The sequence below is a fragment of the Flavobacterium algicola genome, assembly GCF_022399565.1.
GTDB lineage: Bacteria > Bacteroidota > Bacteroidia > Flavobacteriales > Flavobacteriaceae > Flavobacterium > Flavobacterium algicola.
In genome coordinates this window covers 261608-279729 of sequence record NZ_JAJTUT010000001.1, presented here as the reverse complement: position 1 = coordinate 279729, position 18122 = coordinate 261608, and the positions used below count along the sequence as shown (strand labels likewise).

General features: G+C 33.9%; 18 protein-coding genes. 12 read left to right on the top strand and 6 right to left on the bottom strand.

What is annotated here, in order from left to right:
- Positions 1-25: 25 nt before the first annotated feature.
- From LXH21_RS01180 to LXH21_RS01165, 4 genes are read right to left on the bottom strand one after another with little or no spacing between them, the layout of a single operon-like run.
- Positions 26-709 (bottom strand): SDR family NAD(P)-dependent oxidoreductase, encoded by a 684-nt coding sequence (locus tag LXH21_RS01180; RefSeq protein ID WP_239861999.1) that lies wholly within the window; start codon positions 707-709, stop codon positions 26-28.
- Positions 706-984, bottom strand: a complete 279-nt coding sequence (locus tag LXH21_RS01175; protein WP_239861997.1) for a TIGR03643 family protein — start codon at positions 982-984, stop codon at positions 706-708. The genes LXH21_RS01180 and LXH21_RS01175 overlap by 4 nt, the downstream gene beginning before the upstream one ends.
- Positions 981-2285 (bottom strand): ABC1 kinase family protein, encoded by a 1305-nt coding sequence (locus tag LXH21_RS01170; RefSeq protein WP_239861995.1) that lies wholly within the window; start codon positions 2283-2285, stop codon positions 981-983. Before LXH21_RS01170 ends, LXH21_RS01175 begins: the two co-directional genes overlap by 4 nt.
- A complete protein-coding gene (locus LXH21_RS01165; protein WP_239861993.1) occupies positions 2285-2944 on the bottom strand; it encodes a TetR family transcriptional regulator C-terminal domain-containing protein in 660 nt (219 codons plus the stop codon). Before LXH21_RS01165 ends, LXH21_RS01170 begins: the two co-directional genes overlap by 1 nt.
- Positions 2945-3157: 213 nt before the next feature.
- Between LXH21_RS01165 and LXH21_RS01160 the strand changes: the two genes are divergently transcribed.
- The 6 genes from LXH21_RS01160 to LXH21_RS01135 all read left to right on the top strand — a co-directional run bounded on the left by LXH21_RS01160 (position 3158) and on the right by LXH21_RS01135 (position 9993).
- Positions 3158-4336, top strand: a complete 1179-nt coding sequence (locus LXH21_RS01160; RefSeq protein WP_239863636.1) for an AIR synthase related protein — start codon at positions 3158-3160, stop codon at positions 4334-4336.
- A gap of 174 nt (positions 4337-4510) precedes the next feature.
- On the top strand, positions 4511-4876 hold the full coding sequence (locus LXH21_RS01155) for a hypothetical protein (RefSeq protein ID WP_239861991.1): 366 nt from the start codon (positions 4511-4513) through the stop codon (positions 4874-4876).
- A gap of 201 nt (positions 4877-5077) precedes the next feature.
- On the top strand, positions 5078-5311 hold the full coding sequence (locus LXH21_RS01150) for a DUF3820 family protein (RefSeq protein ID WP_239861989.1): 234 nt from the start codon (positions 5078-5080) through the stop codon (positions 5309-5311).
- Between the two features lie 152 nt (positions 5312-5463).
- Complete coding sequence (locus LXH21_RS01145; RefSeq protein ID WP_239861987.1) at positions 5464-7077, top strand: CTP synthase; 1614 nt, start codon at positions 5464-5466, stop codon at positions 7075-7077.
- Between the two features lie 69 nt (positions 7078-7146).
- Positions 7147-9042, top strand: coding sequence for a membrane protein insertase YidC (yidC, locus tag LXH21_RS01140; protein ID WP_239861985.1), 1896 nt, complete (start codon positions 7147-7149; stop codon positions 9040-9042).
- Positions 9043-9300: 258 nt separating this feature from the next.
- Positions 9301-9993: a toxin-antitoxin system YwqK family antitoxin gene (locus tag LXH21_RS01135; protein ID WP_239861983.1), complete on the top strand. Its 693-nt coding sequence runs from the start codon at positions 9301-9303 to the stop codon at positions 9991-9993.
- 29 nt (positions 9994-10022) lie between these two features.
- Here LXH21_RS01135 and LXH21_RS01130 read toward each other — a convergent pair whose 3' ends face one another.
- Positions 10023-10547, bottom strand: a complete 525-nt coding sequence (locus LXH21_RS01130; protein WP_239861982.1) for a hypothetical protein — start codon at positions 10545-10547, stop codon at positions 10023-10025.
- A gap of 334 nt (positions 10548-10881) precedes the next feature.
- Here LXH21_RS01130 and mnmA point away from each other — a divergent pair, with 334 nt between their 5' ends.
- The 3 genes from mnmA (at position 10882) to LXH21_RS01115 (ending at position 14312) form a co-directional block, all read left to right on the top strand.
- Positions 10882-12069 carry a tRNA 2-thiouridine(34) synthase MnmA gene (gene mnmA, locus LXH21_RS01125; RefSeq protein WP_239861981.1) on the top strand — a complete coding sequence of 396 codons (1188 nt, stop codon included), beginning with the start codon at positions 10882-10884 and terminating at the stop codon, positions 12067-12069.
- 112 nt (positions 12070-12181) lie between these two features.
- The gene (locus tag LXH21_RS01120) at positions 12182-13807 is read left to right on the top strand and encodes a S8 family serine peptidase (protein WP_317208775.1); all 1626 of its coding nucleotides are present in this window, start codon (positions 12182-12184) and stop codon (positions 13805-13807) included.
- Between the two features lie 88 nt (positions 13808-13895).
- A complete protein-coding gene (locus tag LXH21_RS01115; RefSeq protein ID WP_239861980.1) occupies positions 13896-14312 on the top strand; it encodes a hypothetical protein in 417 nt (138 codons plus the stop codon).
- Positions 14313-14521: 209 nt separating this feature from the next.
- Here LXH21_RS01115 and LXH21_RS01110 read toward each other — a convergent pair whose 3' ends face one another.
- Complete coding sequence (locus LXH21_RS01110; protein ID WP_239861979.1) at positions 14522-14956, bottom strand: DUF4268 domain-containing protein; 435 nt, start codon at positions 14954-14956, stop codon at positions 14522-14524.
- Positions 14957-15049: 93 nt separating this feature from the next.
- On the opposite strand from LXH21_RS01110, the gene LXH21_RS01105 reads away from it, so the two are divergent.
- The 3 genes from LXH21_RS01105 to LXH21_RS01095 all read left to right on the top strand — a co-directional run bounded on the left by LXH21_RS01105 (position 15050) and on the right by LXH21_RS01095 (position 18109).
- On the top strand, positions 15050-15697 hold the full coding sequence (locus tag LXH21_RS01105; protein WP_239861977.1) for an NUDIX hydrolase: 648 nt from the start codon (positions 15050-15052) through the stop codon (positions 15695-15697).
- Between the two features lie 157 nt (positions 15698-15854).
- A complete protein-coding gene (locus LXH21_RS01100) occupies positions 15855-16664 on the top strand; it encodes a lysophospholipid acyltransferase family protein (RefSeq protein WP_239861976.1) in 810 nt (269 codons plus the stop codon).
- Positions 16665-16804: 140 nt separating this feature from the next.
- The gene (locus LXH21_RS01095) at positions 16805-18109 is read left to right on the top strand and encodes an NAD(P)/FAD-dependent oxidoreductase (RefSeq protein ID WP_239861974.1); all 1305 of its coding nucleotides are present in this window, start codon (positions 16805-16807) and stop codon (positions 18107-18109) included.
- The last annotated feature ends 13 nt before the right edge of the window (positions 18110-18122 follow it).

Here is an 18122-nt window from a genome sequence, read left to right as displayed (position 1 = left end):
GAAAGTTATCGAACTTCCTTTAAAGTTATATCTTAAAAGAAACTATTCCGTAATCCATGGGTATAATTTGTCCAGACATTGATTTGGATTGCTCAGACAGTAAGAAGGCCGCCATTGATGCTACTTCTTCACTATTAAGATAACCTTTCATAGGATGTCTTTCTACCATATTTTCTTTCATGCGATCATTTCGTAAAATATTTGCCGCCAATGTAGTGTCTGTAATAGTTGGCGCAATAGCGTTTACCCTAATTGTGGGAGCAAGTTCAGCACCTAATGATTTTACTAAACCCTCAATCGCTGCCTTTGATGCGGCAACACTAGAATGATAAGGCATTCCTAATTTGACCGCCACAGTACTAAACAATACAATAGCTGGTTTATCGCCTTTTTTAAGTAAGGGTAAATACTTTTGTATCGTTTTAATTGCCCCAATAACATTCACCTCAAAATCATGTCTAAAATCATCTAAACTTAAACCCGTGATTGGTTTTAAATTAATCGTACCAGGACAATAAACAATACTGTCCAAACTTTCGAGTTCTGGTAATTCTTCTTTGCTTATATCAACAGAAAAATGTGTTAAGTTATCGTGAGTGATTTCTGGAGCTGTTCTACTTATATTTATTATTTTATTGTTCTCTAATTGTTGTAATAAAATAGCATTTCCAATTCCTTTACTACCACCAACTATTAATATATTTTTCATCTTTTTGATATTTTGTTTTGAGTTATTTGCCTTTGTCTACTGCACTTAAAGCGCCCTTCTATAAATGTTCTCAACTTAGCGTGCTTGGTTTTCCTTCCTTGTACTCGTGCGCGCCAACGTTTGAAACTTGATGGCTTCAATTCCAGACGCATATGTTCTATAACTTCTTTTTCAGTTAGGTCAAATTGCATAAAAATAGCGTCAAATGTGGTGCGATCTTCCCAAGCCATTTCGATAATGCGATCACTTTCGATAGTACTTAAGATAGTTTTCATGGTTTCAAATTATTATATTGATTGACAATAATTGTCGACTTTAGGTCAAAAAGTAAATTGTAGAGACCAAAGAAGGTTCTGTTCATATAAATAAAATGTTTTGATCCTCTACTACCATTCATTTTCTTTAACTCTGTATCCTTGGCAAAGCGCTCTCCTAATTGTGCGATTTGATCAAAGAAAATAGCATCAGAAAAGTCGAATGTTTCTGATTGAAATGGCTGAGTAAATAAGGTCAGCAAGTCATAAAACATTTTTGTGAAATAAGCTTTTTCTTTCTCATTATCATCCTTTTTTATAATTTCTAACAATAATAATTTTTCTTCAAAAGCAACTGGGTCATTAATCACATTTGGGTCTACTAATTCAAAATAGGGAATGTAGAATGATTCAGGGATGATTTTCATACATCCAAAATCAATTGCTATCAATCGGTTTTGAGAATCAATCATAAAATTACCGGGATGTGGATCTGCGTGTACTTTTCTTAAATTATGAATTTGAAACATGTAGAAATCCCATAGTGCTTGACCTATTTTATTGGCGATAACTGGGTCATTATTTTTAAACTCAGAGAGATGTACGCCATCCATCCAGTCCATAGTCAATATTTTGTCTGATGAATACTCCGGATAATATTGAGGCATTACCAAATTGGGTATGTGCTTACAGGCAAGTTCAATTTCCTGACTTTGCTTTAATTCCAAATTATAATCAGTCTCTTCAATAAGTTTGTCTTCAACTTCCTTAAAATATTTATCAGAATCGTTTCCTTGCAAATTAAACATTCTGATAGCAACTGGCTTTACCATGGCCAAATCAGATGAAATACTATTAGCAACACCAGGGTATTGAATTTTTACCGCTAATTTCTTACCATCCTTTTTTGCTTGATGTACTTGACCTATACTTGCTGCATTAACAGAATTAGCGTTAAACTCGTCAAAAATTTCATTAGGATTTTTTCCCAAACTATTTTTGAATGTTTTCAAAACCAATGGTGCTGAAAGTGGAGGCACAGAGAATTGCGACAATGAAAATTTCTCCACATAAGCTTGCGGTAAGAAATTCTTATCCATACTCAACATTTGTGCTACTTTAAGCGCGCTACCTTTTAGATTTTTAAGGCCATCGTATATGTCTGCAGCATTGCTCTCGTTTAATTTGTCTTTGGTAAGATCAGAATTGATCATTTTTTCACCATAGTATTTGATATAATTGACACCCACTTTGGCACCAGTTTGGACCAATTTAGTAGCGCGCTCAATTTTTGATGTTGGAATTTTATCTATTGTTTTCATTACCTTCTTTGTGTTTTTTCTTTAAAAAGAAATTTACCAAAATCAATTAAACTGTCAAGTGGTGCGATGTTAATTAGTTCAAAACTTAATTTTACTGATTTCTCAATGTATATATCTGTTTTCTCAAAAGCTGCAGATTCGTCTTCCATCCAAAACTTGAGCGTTAGTAAGAATTGAATCCATGCACTTTCTTTTAGACCTTTAAGTTGAATCTCCTGAACTTTTTCTTGTTTTAACAAGTAAGTGTCGTCCATGATCTCGCCAATGAAATTCTTGAACTCATTGCGCAGTGGGCTTAATTGGGATAAATTCTTTAACATGTTTTTGTGCTCTTTCAGAGTCAATAAAACGTAGGAACGATTCATTGTTAGCATTTCGAAAAATGTAAAATAAAAACTTAGTAATTTATTTTTAGTCTCGTAAGCTACAAAAGCAGGGTCTTTATTGATTAAATTAATAGTCTTTAAAAAAAATAAAGTAAAAATTTCTTTGTCTACTGCTTGCAGTGTACCGAATTCTTTGTAGAAATCAGCTTCAGTAATGGATGCCGATTTAGTGAATAGGTAAACGGATTCTGGTTTTTTACTATTTTCCAACGTATATTCCATATATGCTGAAATAATAGTTTCTCTGTCTGTTTTAATATTTTTAGTTGGCATGATTACTAGCTGTTTTAATTGTTGAGTAAAGATACAAAATGTTTAATCATTAATAGAAAAGGTTAAACAAAAACTTTGTTAATATTTCTTATAATCAAAAAATCTAGCTTCTTGGATAGTAACCTTGCCAATAGTACAATCGAAAATCTATTATTTTTTTTATCTTTGCGCACGCAAACTAGTTGGTCAAAACCACTTATACAATCACAATTCATGAGTTCAGATACTTCAAAAAGATATGCCCTTCGCGGGGTTTCGGCATCCAAAGAAGATGTGCATAACGCTATAAAAAATATTGACAAAGGATTATTTCCTCAAGCATTTTGTAAAATAGTACCTGATTATTTGACTCAGGATGAAGCATATTGTTTGATCATGCACGCAGATGGAGCTGGAACAAAATCGTCTTTGGCTTATATGTACTGGAAAGAAACAGGTGATTTATCGGTATGGAAAGGGATTGCGCAAGATGCATTGATTATGAATATTGACGATTTATTATGTGTTGGTGCAACCGATAATATTTTGCTTTCGTCAACTATTGGTCGAAATAAAAATTTGATTCCAGCTGACGTTATTTCGGCTATCATTAATGGTACCGAAGAATTAATCAAAGAATTGGCTACTTTTGGAGTAACCATACATTCAACTGGTGGAGAAACTGCCGATGTGGGTGATATTGTACGCACTATCATTGTCGATTCTACCGTTACGGCGCGCATGCCACGTAACAAAGTGATCGATAATGCTAACATAAAAGCAGGTGATGTTATTGTTGGTTTGGCTTCTTTTGGTCAAGCGTCTTATGAAAAAGGATATAATGGCGGAATGGGGAGTAATGGTTTAACCTCTGCTCGTCACGATGTTTTCGAAAAATATTTAGCAACCAAATACCCAGAAAGTTTTGATGCTGCTGTGCCTAGTGATTTGATTTACTCAGGACAAGTGAAATTAACTGATGCGGTAGAAAATTCACCTATCGATGCAGGACAGTTGGTGCTTTCGCCAACACGTACCTACGCGCCAATCATCAAAACGATTTTAGACAAATACAATGCTACTGATATTCACGGAATGGTGCACTGTAGCGGTGGAGCACAAACCAAAATTTTGCATTTTGTAAACAATCTTCACATTATCAAGGATAATTTGTTTCCAGTGCCTCCTTTGTTTCAATTAATTCAAGAGCAATCCAAAACAGATTGGAAAGAAATGTACCAAGTATTCAACTGCGGTCACCGTATGGAACTTTACGTTCCTGAGGATGTTGCACAAGATATTGTTGCCATTTCAAAATCATTCAATGTGGAGGCTCAAATTGTAGGTAGAGTAGAAGCAGCAGACGAAAAGAAATTAACAATAACTAGTGAATACGGTACTTTCGAGTATTAATTGATCTAAGAGTTGTTTCCTGATTCTGACGCTTTGTGAGATGATAGTTTACTACTTATAAACCTTGGTATTAGCAGGGTTTTCAATAGTATCTGGTCCAAGGTTCAGTTGATGAATTGAAGTAATGCTTCTTTATTAAGGGAGAATTGCAATTAAAAACTAAAATAAAAAAGCATGTACGAACTCGTTTTTTGGCAATATCAAGAAGAAGTGTATCTTAATCATCAACTAGTGTATGAAGCCTTGATTGAAGATCAGGCTGTCGAAGGATTAGAAGTGCTACCTATACAAGTAATTCTTAATCGCATCGCTTCTGTTTTTTCTGATTGGGAAAAAGTAGATGACAATAGTTGGCAAAACCCAAAAGGGAAAGGTGCTTTTCAAGTTAAAACCACTCCCGAAAGTGTTTCCATTGACTGCTACGGTACCCAAGGAAAAACAATGGACTCCCTAGTGAACGTGATGGAAGAGTTCAAATGTCCACTTTTTGATCCTCAAATTCCAGCGCGATATGATGAATTTTACGAAGACGAAGAATAAATTTTCGTCTTAGTCCGTTTATAATTAAGTTTATTAATTGCCGCTTTATAGAATTTGAATTTTAGTTTCAGTACAATTGATGAATCTAAATTTAGATTTTGGAATGCTTAATTAAAAGTTTTGGTCTTAATCTAGGGATGTTATTTTAAGTGTAATTTCTCATCCTCCTCTTGCGCACCGTTGCGCAGTCAAAAATCATAAATGGATAAAAATCAAGAACAGCTCATTAAACTGGCGCATACCAAAATGCCGTTTGGTAAATACGAAGGTCGCTTTTTGATTGATTTACCCGAGTATTATGTGGTCTGGTATCACAACAAAGGTTTTCCGAAAGGTGAATTAGGGCAGCAGCTCGAATTGATTTACGAATTAAAACTAAATGGCTTGGAGGAATTGATACGAAATATTAAAAAAAGATATCCAAAACCAAGGTAATTAGTTAAATAAATAAGGGTTTTTATACTTAATTAGATCTGCTCTATAATTGGTGATTTTCCGAATTATCTCTTTTCTAAATTAGTATAATCCCAATTTATAATCGTATTTTTGCATCGTTTTTTATACAATTCAATACAAATCATAACAGAATGAATCAAACGAAATATATTTTTGTTACCGGTGGTGTGACTTCTTCATTAGGAAAAGGTATTATAGCAGCATCTTTAGCGAAATTGTTACAAGCCAGAGGATACCGTACAACAATTCAAAAGTTTGATCCTTATTTGAATGTGGATCCAGGGACCCTAAATCCTTATGAGCACGGAGAATGTTATGTAACAGATGATGGAGCTGAAACCGATTTGGATTTAGGTCACTACGAACGTTTTTTGAATGTTCCTACTTCACAAGCCAATAATGTTACGACAGGTAGAATTTATCTTTCAGTTATTGAAAAAGAGAGAAGAGGAGAATTTCTTGGTAAAACAGTGCAAGTAGTACCTCATATCACCAATGAAATCAAAGATAGAATGCAATTACTAGGAAAATCTGGTGATTATGATATCGTGATTACAGAAATTGGTGGAACTGTCGGTGATATTGAATCGTTACCTTATATTGAATCAGTACGTCAATTGGTTTGGGATATGGGAGAAAACAACGCAATTGTTATTCACTTGACTTTGGTTCCTTATTTGGCTGCTGCAGGGGAATTGAAAACCAAACCAACACAGCACTCTGTAAAAACGTTGATGGAAAGCGGAATTAAAGCTGACATCTTAGTTTGTAGAACAGAACACGAAATTTCAAACGAAATTCGTAACAAACTGGCTTTGTTTTGTAATGTAAAAAGAGAAGCAGTTATTCAATCTATCGATGCTTCTACTATATATGAAGTGCCAAATTTAATGCTTGAAGAAGGATTGGATATTGTGGCATTGAAAAAATTAGATTTACCAAAAAAAGTTGCTCCAGATTTAAAATCATGGAATACTTTCTTGAAAAGAATCAAAAATCCAAAGCATACCGTTAATATTGGTTTGATTGGTAAATATGTTGAAATGCAAGACTGTTACAAGTCAATTTTGGAAGCGTTTATTCACGCAGGTGCAACAAACGAGACAAAAGTGAATGTAATTTCTATTCACTCAGAGCATATCCACGAAGAAAATATTGCTGAAAAATTCAAAGATTTAGATGGTGTACTTGTTGCTCCTGGTTTTGGAGAAAGAGGTATCGAAGGGAAAATTGCTGCTGTGCGCTATGTGCGTGAAAACAATATTCCGTTTTTCGGAATTTGTTTAGGGATGCAAATGTCAGTTATTGAATATTCAAGAAATTTGTTAGGACTTTCAGATGCCAATTCAACCGAAATGAATCCGGAAACAGTAGATCCTGTCGTAAATTTGATGGAAAGTCAAAAAACGGTAACTGAAAAAGGGGGGACGATGCGTCTTGGAGCTTGGCAATGTGAAATCAAGCCAAATACGCTAGCATACAAAATTTACGGACAAACAACTATTTCTGAACGTCACCGTCACCGTTATGAATTTAATAACGAATATTTGACAGCACTAGAAGATGCAGGATTAAAGGCATCTGGTGTAAATCCAGATACAGGTTTGGTAGAAATCGTTGAAATAGAAAATCATCCATTTTTTATCGGAGTTCAATACCACCCAGAATACAAAAGTACAGTTGTAAAACCACACCCACTTTTTGTAAGTTTTATAGCTGCGGCTGTACAAGCAAAAAAGAAATAATTACTAATATTTCCGCTTCTACCTCTAGAAGCGGAATTTTTATATTTTAAACATTTTTTATAAATCATAATGGAAGAAAAAAAATTTGACCCCAATTCGTTAATCGGTTTTGTACTGATATTTGGAATTTTAATTTGGATAATGTACCAAAATAAGCCAGATGAAGCCAAAATAGAAGCAGAAAAAGCTCAGAAAGAATTGGTAACGAAAGAAGCTAGTAAAGCAAAAGAAGTTGCAAAAACAATTTCACTTGCAGCTTCAGTTCCTGGGGATACATTGCAATTAGCTAAATTACAAAAGTCACTAGGTAGTTTTGCGTATTCTGCAACTTTACCTTCTGCGAAAGCCGCTTATACTACTATCGAAAATAGTTTGGTAACTTTAAAAATTGCTAATAAAGGGGGTTATATAGTTGAAGCATCTTTGAAAAATTTCACGAGATTTAAAAAAGATTCAGGTCAACTAGTAGAATTGATAAAGGATAACAATTCGAATTTAAATATTCAATTGTTTACTAAGGACAATCATACTTTAAATACTAAAGATTTATTCTTTGAACCAACATTAACAAAAAATGGAGAGGATCAAATTCTTTCTATGCGTTTAAAATCAGCAGACAATGCGTATTTGGAATATAAATATGTATTGAAAGCAAATAATTATATGTTGGATTTTGAAATTCAATCTCAAGGTTTGAATAATGCTTTAATTACCAATAAACCGTTGAACTTAGAATGGGACTTGAAAACCTATGCTAATGAAAAAAGTATTACTTATGAAAATCGTTATGCCGAAATGTATTTTGAATACGAAGATGGTAAAACAGATTATTTAGGACAAGGAAATGATAAAACAGATAACCCAGAAAAGGTTTCATATATCGCTTTCAAACAGCATTTTTTCTCTTCTATATTATTGAGTAATGAGCCTTTTGAAACTGCAGAGTTGTATTCTAATAATTTAGTAGATGATCAAGAGGTAGATACTACTTTTACGAAGCAGTTTAAGGCTACTGTGCCTTTGGCTTTTAAAAATGGTGAGATTGATCAAAAAATGAATTGGTATTTTGGACCAACGGATTATACACTTTTAAAGCAGTATGATAAAAACTTAGAAGCGATCGTACCATTAGGATGGGGGATTTTCGGTTGGATTAACCGTCATGCATTTATTCCATTATACGGATTCTTAAGTGCTTTTATGGAACATGGATGGGCAATTATTTTGTTTACCATTTTGATTAAATTATTGATGTCTCCGGTGACTTATAAATCATTTTTGTCGCAAGCAAAAATGAAAGTATTAAAACCAGAGATTGCTGAATTGGGTGAGAAATTTAAGAAAGACCCAATGAAAAAGCAACAAGAAACCATGAAATTATACAACAAAGCTGGGGTAAACCCAATGGCTGGTTGTATTCCTGGTTTGTTACAGATGCCAGTATTTTATGCCTTGTTTCAGTTTTTTCCCTCGGCGATAGGGTTGAGACAAAAACCTTTTCTTTGGGCAAATGATTTATCATCATTCGATTCAATCTATGAGTTGCCTTTCCGCATACCAGCATATGGGAATCATATTAGTTTGTTTCCGATTTTAGCTTCTATTGCTATTTTCTTTTATATGAAATTGACAACTGGAGACCAGCAGATGGCACAACCGCAACAAGAAGGTATGCCAGATATGGCAAAAATGATGAAAATCATGATTTATGTATCTCCTTTGATGATGTTATTTTTCTTCAATAGTTATGCATCAGGACTGAGTTTATATTACTTCATTTCTAATTTAATCTCTATCGGATTGTTATTGGTAATCAAGAACTACATTGTAGATGAAGATAAAATTCACGCTCAGATTCAAGAAAACAAGAAAAAAGAGCCTAAAAAGCCAAGTAAGTTCCAGCAAAAATTACAAGATGTGATGGCACAACAAGAAGCTATGAAAGCGGAACAGAAAAAGAAATAAAACTTAATTAAAATAGTAAAGAGGAGAAAATTCAATGAATTTTCTCCTCTTTTTTTTTGGATTAACATTATGTGAATTCAGGAATTTATTTTAGAAAACCGCTGCCAATATATGTATAATCTATTTAAATGATTTAAGTATATTTTCAGACAATAGTTAAAATAAATAATTAGTAGTCTCGTTATGGTTCCAAAGAAATTCAGTTTACTTTTGCACAACTAAATATTATTTTAAAACTAGAATTTAAAAAACAGTGGTATGAAATATATTATTATAATGTTGATGTTAAGCGCTTCTATTTTGGGTCAAAGTTTTAATAAAATAGATTCCAATGGTAAAAAAGACGGAACATGGAAAGGAGTCTATGAAGATTCGAAGAGACCTAAGTATGAAGGAACCTTTTCACATGGAAAAGAAACTGGGACTTTTAAGTTTTTTGATGATACCAAGGTAGGATCAGTGATTGCTACCCGAGAATTTTCAAGTGTTGATGGTAGTGCTTATACTATATTTTATGATCAAGTAAAAAATAAGGTGAGTGAAGGTAAGGTATTAAATAAACAGTTTGAAGGATTATGGAAGTACTATCACCAAGCATCTCCTATTGTAATGACTACCGAAAATTACAAAAACGGAAAATTAGAGGGTGTTCGTTCTGTTTTTTATTTGAGCGGCAAGATTGCTGAAGAAACCAACTATAAAAACGGAATTAAGGAAGGTGTCTACAAAAAATACTCTGAGAATGATGTTGTTCTAGAAGAGGTTTTTTATACTGCCGGTCAATATAACGGTAAAGCAACTTATAAAGAAGCTGATGGAAAAATTGTATCCCAAGGGAAATATGTCAATGGAAAAAAAGTAGGTATTTGGCAGTTTTATAACGATGGGAAATTGAGTAAAGAAGTCAACATGAATTTACCTCAAAGTTCTAAAATGAATAGCAGTAAATAATAAGTTTTTTTTCAGTTTTAATTACGTTGTTAATTATTCCATAATATAGAAGTGATTTTTATACCTACAAAACAATCATCTTGACAATTTTTTATAGTATATCCACAAGTATTTATGATTCCGTTTGAATCGGTTTTAAATATTACCATGTTATCTTTTGTTTTTGCAGATAAATAATTTTGAGAACAATCGCTGTAAACTTCTTCGATTGTTACTGGTTTTGTACCTTCTATATTGCTGCCTAAATTATTTTTATCTTCGAAATAACTGTTAGTAATAATTTTAATGTTTTGACTATTCATAGTGAATGTTTCATAATTTCTAGCTGTTACTTTATCGTTCACAACTATAATTTGTGTTACAGAATTAGTCCCCGTCCATGAAGTTGTAGCTGTGTCGTAGTTGTATGAATTGCCTTTTATTTTTTTTAAATCATTCCAGTTTTCTGAACTTTGCTGCAGCGACACTCCAGTAGTGCTTAAGATAGTGTCTTCTGTGCTTACGCATGAAAATAAAATTCCTGCCAATGCGATAATAAGTAATGCTTTTTTCATAGTTGTGTATTGATTTAATTTGTTTAATGCACTCTTTATTTTCGCATATCTATAATTTACTTATTTTGGTAAGGCTTATTTTGTAATGCATCAAAGCTTAGTTCTGACGTTCCTTTTAGTTCGATAAACATGTTATTAAATTATAGATACAATCATACCAGATTGGTTGCGTACATTTTTATATTAATTGTATCCTGACTATTTCCTTAATGTTATATTGTAGCACTTAATACGTAATCAAATCATACCTCCATCTGTTGAATTAACACTAGTTAAGGAAGATAAACATTAAAAACGTCGTATCTTTGCACCCTCATAAAAAATGCAGGAAATAATGAAAAGTGTCGTAGTAGGTCTTTCAGGAGGAGTAGATTCAAGTGTTGCAGCATACCTTTTGCAACAGCAAGGTTATGAAGTTATTGGTCTGTTTATGAAAAACTGGCACGATGACTCTGTAACTATTTCCAATGATTGTCCATGGTTAGAGGATAGTAATGATGCATTGTTAGTAGCCGAGAAATTAGGGATACCTTTTCAAACAGTTGATTTAAGTGAACAGTACAAAGAGAAGATCGTTGATTATATGTTCAACGAATATGAAAAAGGACGTACTCCAAATCCAGATGTGCTTTGTAATCGCGAAATAAAGTTTGATGTTTTTATGAAGATTGCATTAAGTCTAGGGGCTGACTATGTGGCTACAGGACATTACTGCCGTAAATCTGAATTTGAAAAGGACGGTCAAACTATTTATCAATTGCAGGCAGGTGCAGATAATAACAAGGATCAATCGTATTTTCTTTGTCAGCTGTCACAAGAGCAACTTTCAAAATCTTTATTTCCGATTGGTGAATTAACAAAGCCAGAAGTAAGAGCAATAGCATCTGAAATGGAATTGGTAACTGCAGAGAAGAAAGATTCACAAGGTCTTTGTTTTATTGGAAAAGTACGTCTACCTGAGTTTTTACAGCAAAAATTGCAACCCAAAGAAGGTTTGATTATTCAAATTGATGCTGCAGATCCTATATATTCAATTGAAAAAGATCACAGTTTAACTGATGCTGCTGCATTGATTGCTTCTTCAAATAAATTAGTTTACAATCCAGCAATGGGGAAAGTTGTCGGGAAACATCAAGGTGCTCACTATTTTACTGTGGGACAACGCAAAGGATTGAACGTAGGTGGTACCAAAGAAGCCTTGTTTGTTATTGCAACCGATGTGGAGACCAATACTATTTATACGGGAATGGGAGCACAACACCCAGGATTGTTTAGATCGGCATTGTTTGTGGAGCAAAATGAAGTGCATTGGATACGTAAAGATTTAGCGTTAAAAATTGGAGAGACTCGAGAGGTAATGGCACGCATTCGATACAGACAACCTTTGCAAAAAGCGACACTTAATCAACTAGAGAACGGAATGTATATTTCTTTTGAAGAACCTCAATCTGCAATTACTGAAGGGCAATTTGTAGCATGGCATGATGGTGAAGAATTGTTAGGTTCGGGAGTAATCTCGTAAAAATTTACAGTATCTTAAAAAATATATATTATTATTTTTACATTGCTTATTAAAAAGTAGAAAATTAGGGTTTATTTGTTATATTTGGCAGTACACTTTATTTTTTTTCAAATTGAGAAATATTATATCTATAATGCTGCTTTTTATTTCAGTAAGCGCTCTTGCTCAAGAAGATGCGTGGGTATATTTTAATGCGAAATCAAATGAGCTAACTTATATTGCAGCGCCGACAACAATGTTATCTCAAAGAGCAATTGTTAGACGTACAAATCAAAATATCGCCATCGATTATAAAGACATTCCGATAGATCAAGACTTTATCAAACAGATTAAAGCAGCAGACGGAATCACAGTTAAAGCTAAGTCAAAATGGTTAAATGCTTTGCATATTCAAGGATCATTTGATCAAATCAAAGCCCTAACAATTCTACCTTTTGTAAAAGAGGTGTATTTTGCAAATAAATCTTTAAATACTCCTACGGCAAATTCAAAAACGGCTAAATCTGTAAGATTAAAAAACGAGACTAAATACAAAAACACGAGTGCAAACTTCGCCTACGGAAATTCAGACAATCAAATCAAGATGTTGAATGGTCATGTACTGCACGAACAAAATTATACAGGATCAGGAAAAATAATAGCGATTCTGGATGCAGGTTTTCCGGGCGTGAATACTGCTCAACCTTTTGAAAGATTAAGAGATAATAACAAAATTTTAGGCGGATATAATTATGTCGCACGAACGGATAATTATTATATTGGTGATCATCATGGTACTTATGTGCTATCCAGCATGGGAGGATATAAAGAAAATGCACTGGTAGGTACTGCACCAGATGCGTCGTATTACCTTTTTGTAACAGAGGACAATACTCAAGAAAGTCCAGTAGAACAATCACTTTGGGTTGAAGCTGCAGAAAGAGCAGATAGTCTTGGCGTAGATATTATAAGTACTTCATTGGGGTACTTTGGTGGTCACAGCAATCCTAACTATGATTTAACATATGCTGACATGACTGGGGATGCTACATTTATTTCAAAAGGAGCTAATATTGCCTTTTCAAGAGGGATGATTGTGGTTGCTTCAGCTGGCAACGAAGGGACTGAAAAAGAACCTCATATTGGGGCACCTGCAGATGCTTTTTCTGTAATTGCTGTAGGAGCGGTAACGCCCCGAAGAGAAAGATCTAGCTTTAGTTCAATTGGACCTTCTTTTGATGGTCGTGTAAAACCAGATGTAATGGCCCAAGGGCAATCTGATGTTTTGGCAGATGAGAACGGAAATATTATATCTGCAAGCGGGACCTCATTTTCAGGACCCATTTTTGCAGGTTTGGTGGCTTGTATTTGGCAAGCATTCCCCAATAAGACCAATCAGCAGATTAAAGATTTAATTTATGGTTCTTCAGATAAATTTACAACTCCAACACCAGAATATGGATACGGAATTCCGAATTTTAATCTGGCATTAGGAATTCAATTACCAGATCCATTTGCGATTGTCGAGGATGTCAATTTGTATCCAAATCCATCCACAAGTTTAGTTCGTATTTCGTTTCCAGATACTATGAAAGATGGATCTATCGCTTTTTATTCTGCTGTAGGGAATAAAGTTTTGGAGCAACATAATCTCGTTCCAGATCAATCAGTCTCTTTACTATCACTAACAAAGGGTACTTACTTCTATAAATTAGAATTTGATTCCTATTCCAAGTCAGGAAAAATTATAAAACTATAATTTTTTGAATTGAATATAATAACGTCTCTTTTTATATCTTCGCTATTACAACTGGAGTTGCACAATCGTCAACTATTTTAAGATCAATATGAAAAAATCCCCAATTCAATTAATTTTTCTGCTGTTTTTTCTAAGTTTTGGATTTCAAAATTTACATAGCCAATCCTATAAATTCACAACTTCTGGAGTTAGTGTTTTAGAGAAAAATGAAAGAGGAAAATGGGGTGCATGGTCCAATCTGGAGCTGGTAAATCTAGTAGTAAATTTAGATACCAATAAAAAAAGGATTGTTGTTTATTCTCGCATAATACAAGTGTATGATATCGTCACTTTTGTACCTATAGAAGAAAATGAAACTGATATTGTCTATAATTTTGTTTGTAAAAACATTGATGGAGAAAGCTGTACGCTATCGATCATCACTAGAAAAAATCAGAATAATCGAAAACAACTGTATATCAATTATGGTGATCGAATTATTCTTTACAATATTTTCAACGCTTAGGTATTTATTTTTTGATTTGAGAGTGAGACGTTCTGATTCCCAGACTTTGGTAAGGGCTTTATGCTATGTCTTCGATCTTAAAACGATCTACACAGAAAGGATTCGCTTCAGTCCATAATGTATAGAACTTATTTATCATGATTTTTTTACTAGTGACGAAATTCTTAGAAAAAAATCTATAAATGATCAAGGTAGAAAATCAAATTTAGTTAGTCGATATCCTTGATGAAATCATCATATTCTAGGTAGAATAACTCTAAAGCATTCATTTTTTCGAAAAAGAAATCAAAAATAGTGTCCCAATGATGGCGATTACTAAAACCAACTCCTTGTATCTCAACCCATATACGACTGATAGTTTTTCCGCTTTCGAGAACATATTCCTTTTCAAAAACTAAATCTTTTACAAACTCTTCTTCTAAGATGTTTTTTAAAGCTACAATTTTATCAAAAAAAGCAGTGCGTTTCTCGGCGCTTCGCTGCTCAATATCAATTAAAACTTGTGCTTTCTTATTATCTACAAAGAATTTAAAAGAGAAATCTTTAATTTTAGTATCGTACAATACCCATTTTCGCGGGTACTTATCGGCAAAACTAATCCAAAACTCTCTTTTTATTTTCTGTGACTCTACTTTACTGTACATTTCTATCTGCGTTTTGATGAACCAAAATTTGCGAACTGTAGTTTTCTAAACTATATTTATCGTTACTACGAATTGCAAAAATAAGATTTGATTATGGATTTCAGCTATTTTTTAGAAATTGTTCCAGATATAGTTGCTACAAGTTTGCCAGCAACTGCTGCTCACTCCAAAATGGCTCCTTTAGAACGTATGGATGAACTTTTGAATATTGATATTGACAAGCTTCAACCTAGATCGGCAGCAGTACTTTTGCTTTTTTATCCAAAAGATAATGAAACACACTTAGTTCTTATTGTTCGCCCTGTATATGAGGGCGTACATTCGGGGCAAATTGCTTTTCCGGGAGGGAAGTTTGAAGAAGTAGATATTGATTTTGCGCAGACAGCCTTACGCGAAACTCATGAAGAGATTGGAATTGATCCCAAATTCCTCACTATCAAAAAGAAATTTTCGCCAATTTATATCCCACCAAGTAATTTTATGGTACATCCATATTTGGGAATCAGCTACAAAGAACTTGCGTTTGTTCCAGATCCTACCGAGGTGACAAGGGTAATTGAGATGCCGCTGTCTGTATTTTTAAGTGATGAGATCGTGGTCAAAGTCAAACTAACAACTTCGTATGCCAAGGAGATTGAAGTACCTGCATTTGAAATAGATGGACAAATTGTATGGGGAGCAACAGCAATGATTTTAAGTGAATTAAAAGAAGTTATAAAAACGGTAACTGCTTGTCAGTAAGTAATCAAGTTTATATACAATCTTCAAATTATAAAAATTACGGAGATGAAGAGCCGATATTATTGAAATTTTGTAATTTGAGATGGTACGGTATATAACGGTAGGCTGATGAAAAATCACTACATTGTGAGGTAATATTTTAAAAATCAAGATAATTATGGGTTTGTTGAAACGAAATCCTTTTGGACACATCCTTTTTATAAAAAAATGGTTGATTCGCATATTCGGAGCGATTACACACCGACGTTACAGAGGTTTTAATGAATTAAAGATAGAAGGTTCTGAGTTTATTAAAAATTTACCCGATACCAATGTGCTATTTATATCCAACCATCAGACTTATTTTGCTGATGTGGTTGCAATGTTCCATGTTTTTAATGCTAGTTTGAGCGGACGAACAGACAGTATAAAGAATGTATGTTATTTGTGGCAACCAAAATTAAATATATATTATGTTGCTGCCAAAGAAACAATGCAATCTGGATTACTTCCAAGGCTGATGGCTTATGCAGGTGCTATCTCTGTGGAGCGTACTTGGCGTGCCAAGGGCGTTGATGTGAGCGAGAAAAAAGATGTCAATCCAGATGATACAGAAAACATTAAGATGGCACTTGATGATGGCTGGGTGATAACATTTCCTCAAGGTACAACAAAGGCTTTTAAACCAGTTCGAAAAGGGACAGCTCATATCATAAAAGAACACAGACCTATCGTAGTGCCAATTGTGATCGATGGTTTTAGGAGATCATTCGATAAAAAAGGTTTGAGGATCAAGAAAAAAGGAATACTTCAGTCTTTTATAATTAAAGAACCTCTTGTAATTGACTATGATAATGAATCGATAGAGGACATTGTTGCAAAGGTGGAATATGCTATTGAGCAACATCCATCTTTTTTAAATGTTATTTCGATAGAAGATCTTGAGGAACAAGAACGATTAAATAAATTGCGTAAATATGATATCTAGAATGCTTTCGGACGTATTTTAAGTCCGATTTTTAAATTACATATCGCAAAAAAGTAATAATACTAACAGTATTCAGAAATTAAGGGGTTGAATCGACAATTACTTTAAACCTAGTAGATGCTGTTTTAAAATAGAAATATATGAATATACCTCATTCAACTTTACCCCGTATTGTCATTATTGGTGGCGGTTTTGCCGGTATAGCTTTAGCCAAGAAATTAAAAAAACAAGCGGTACAGGTCGTCCTAATTGATAAAAATAATTACCATACTTTTCAGCCCTTGCTGTACCAAGTAGCAACGGGCGGTCTAGAGGCGGGTTCTATAGCATATCCATTGCGAAAAGTGATTCAGGAATATAAGAATTTCTATTTTAGACTCACAAATGTTCAGGAAATAGATACCCAAAATCAGAAAGTAATTACCGAAATAGGGGAGTTGTCATTTGATTATTTGGTCATGGCAACAGGAGCGAAAACCAATTATTTTGGTAATAAGGAGATGGAGCGTAATAGCATGGCAATGAAGAATATTCCGCAAGCGCTTAATATACGTAGTTTGGTTTTAGAAAATTTTGAACAAGCCGTATTGACCAAAGTAGAGGCAGAACGAAATTGCCTTATTAATTTTGTTCTAGTGGGTGGTGGACCAACGGGGGTAGAGTTGGCAGGTGCTTTGGCAGAGATGAAAAAAGCTGTCTTGCAAAAAGATTATCCCGACTTAGATATCTCTAAAATGCAAATTAACTTAATTCAAAGTGGAGATCATATATTGAATACTATGAGTGAAAAATCTTCTCTTGCTGCAGAGAAATTTTTAAAAGAGTTAGGGGTTACTATTTGGAAAAATGTACGTGTCAAAAATTATAATGGACATACAGTAACAACAAATACAGACTTGACATTTGAATCTGCCACCGTGATATGGACTGCTGGAGTTCAAGGTGCCTTGGTTCAAGGTTTACCACTGGAATCATTGATGGAGCGTGCTTCCCGTATTAGGGTGAATGAATTTAACCAAATAAGAGGTTATGAGAACCTATTTGCAATTGGTGACATTGCCTGTATGGAAACTACAGATTTTCCGCAAGGACATCCCATGATGGCACAACCAGCCTTACAACAAGGAAGAGTTCTAGGAGAAAATATTATGCGTCATATTACGAAAAAACCAATGGAGGCATTTGAATATAACGATAAAGGTTCTATGGCTACAATTGGCCGCAATAAAGCTGTGGTAGATTTACCTAAATTTCATTTCGATGGTATTTTTGCTTGGTTTGTTTGGATGTTTGTCCACCTCTTGTCTTTAATAGGATTTAAAAACAAAGCTGTTGTATTTTTAAATTGGGTGTATAATTACATTCGTTTTGATAGAGAAAGTCGCTTAATTATTCGACCATTCAAAAAGAAAAGTTTTGTGACGTTTACCAGTGATGAGTATTAGGTTTTAAAGATTT

Bases quoted from the DNA above. Each gene is read 5' to 3' on its own strand.
- LXH21_RS01180 (WP_239861999.1), bottom strand. From the start codon at position 709: ATGAAAAATATATTAATAGTTGGTGGTAGTAAAGGAATTGGAAATGCT.
- LXH21_RS01175 (WP_239861997.1), bottom strand. From the start codon at position 984: ATGAAAACTATCTTAAGTACTATCGAAAGTGATCGCATTATCGAAATG.
- LXH21_RS01170 (WP_239861995.1), bottom strand. From the start codon at position 2,285: ATGAAAACAATAGATAAAATTCCAACATCAAAAATTGAGCGCGCTACT.
- LXH21_RS01165 (WP_239861993.1), bottom strand. From the start codon at position 2,944: ATGCCAACTAAAAATATTAAAACAGACAGAGAAACTATTATTTCAGCA.
- LXH21_RS01160 (WP_239863636.1), top strand. From the start codon at position 3,158: ATGAGTTCAGATACTTCAAAAAGATATGCCCTTCGCGGGGTTTCGGCA.
- LXH21_RS01155 (WP_239861991.1), top strand. From the start codon at position 4,511: ATGTACGAACTCGTTTTTTGGCAATATCAAGAAGAAGTGTATCTTAAT.
- LXH21_RS01150 (WP_239861989.1), top strand. From the start codon at position 5,078: ATGGATAAAAATCAAGAACAGCTCATTAAACTGGCGCATACCAAAATG.
- LXH21_RS01145 (WP_239861987.1), top strand. From the start codon at position 5,464: ATGAATCAAACGAAATATATTTTTGTTACCGGTGGTGTGACTTCTTCA.
- yidC (WP_239861985.1), top strand. From the start codon at position 7,147: ATGGAAGAAAAAAAATTTGACCCCAATTCGTTAATCGGTTTTGTACTG.
- LXH21_RS01135 (WP_239861983.1), top strand. From the start codon at position 9,301: ATGAAATATATTATTATAATGTTGATGTTAAGCGCTTCTATTTTGGGT.
- LXH21_RS01130 (WP_239861982.1), bottom strand. From the start codon at position 10,547: ATGAAAAAAGCATTACTTATTATCGCATTGGCAGGAATTTTATTTTCA.
- mnmA (WP_239861981.1), top strand. From the start codon at position 10,882: ATGAAAAGTGTCGTAGTAGGTCTTTCAGGAGGAGTAGATTCAAGTGTT.
- LXH21_RS01115 (WP_239861980.1), top strand. From the start codon at position 13,896: ATGAAAAAATCCCCAATTCAATTAATTTTTCTGCTGTTTTTTCTAAGT.
- LXH21_RS01110 (WP_239861979.1), bottom strand. From the start codon at position 14,956: ATGTACAGTAAAGTAGAGTCACAGAAAATAAAAAGAGAGTTTTGGATT.
- LXH21_RS01105 (WP_239861977.1), top strand. From the start codon at position 15,050: ATGGATTTCAGCTATTTTTTAGAAATTGTTCCAGATATAGTTGCTACA.
- LXH21_RS01100 (WP_239861976.1), top strand. From the start codon at position 15,855: ATGGGTTTGTTGAAACGAAATCCTTTTGGACACATCCTTTTTATAAAA.
- LXH21_RS01095 (WP_239861974.1), top strand. From the start codon at position 16,805: ATGAATATACCTCATTCAACTTTACCCCGTATTGTCATTATTGGTGGC.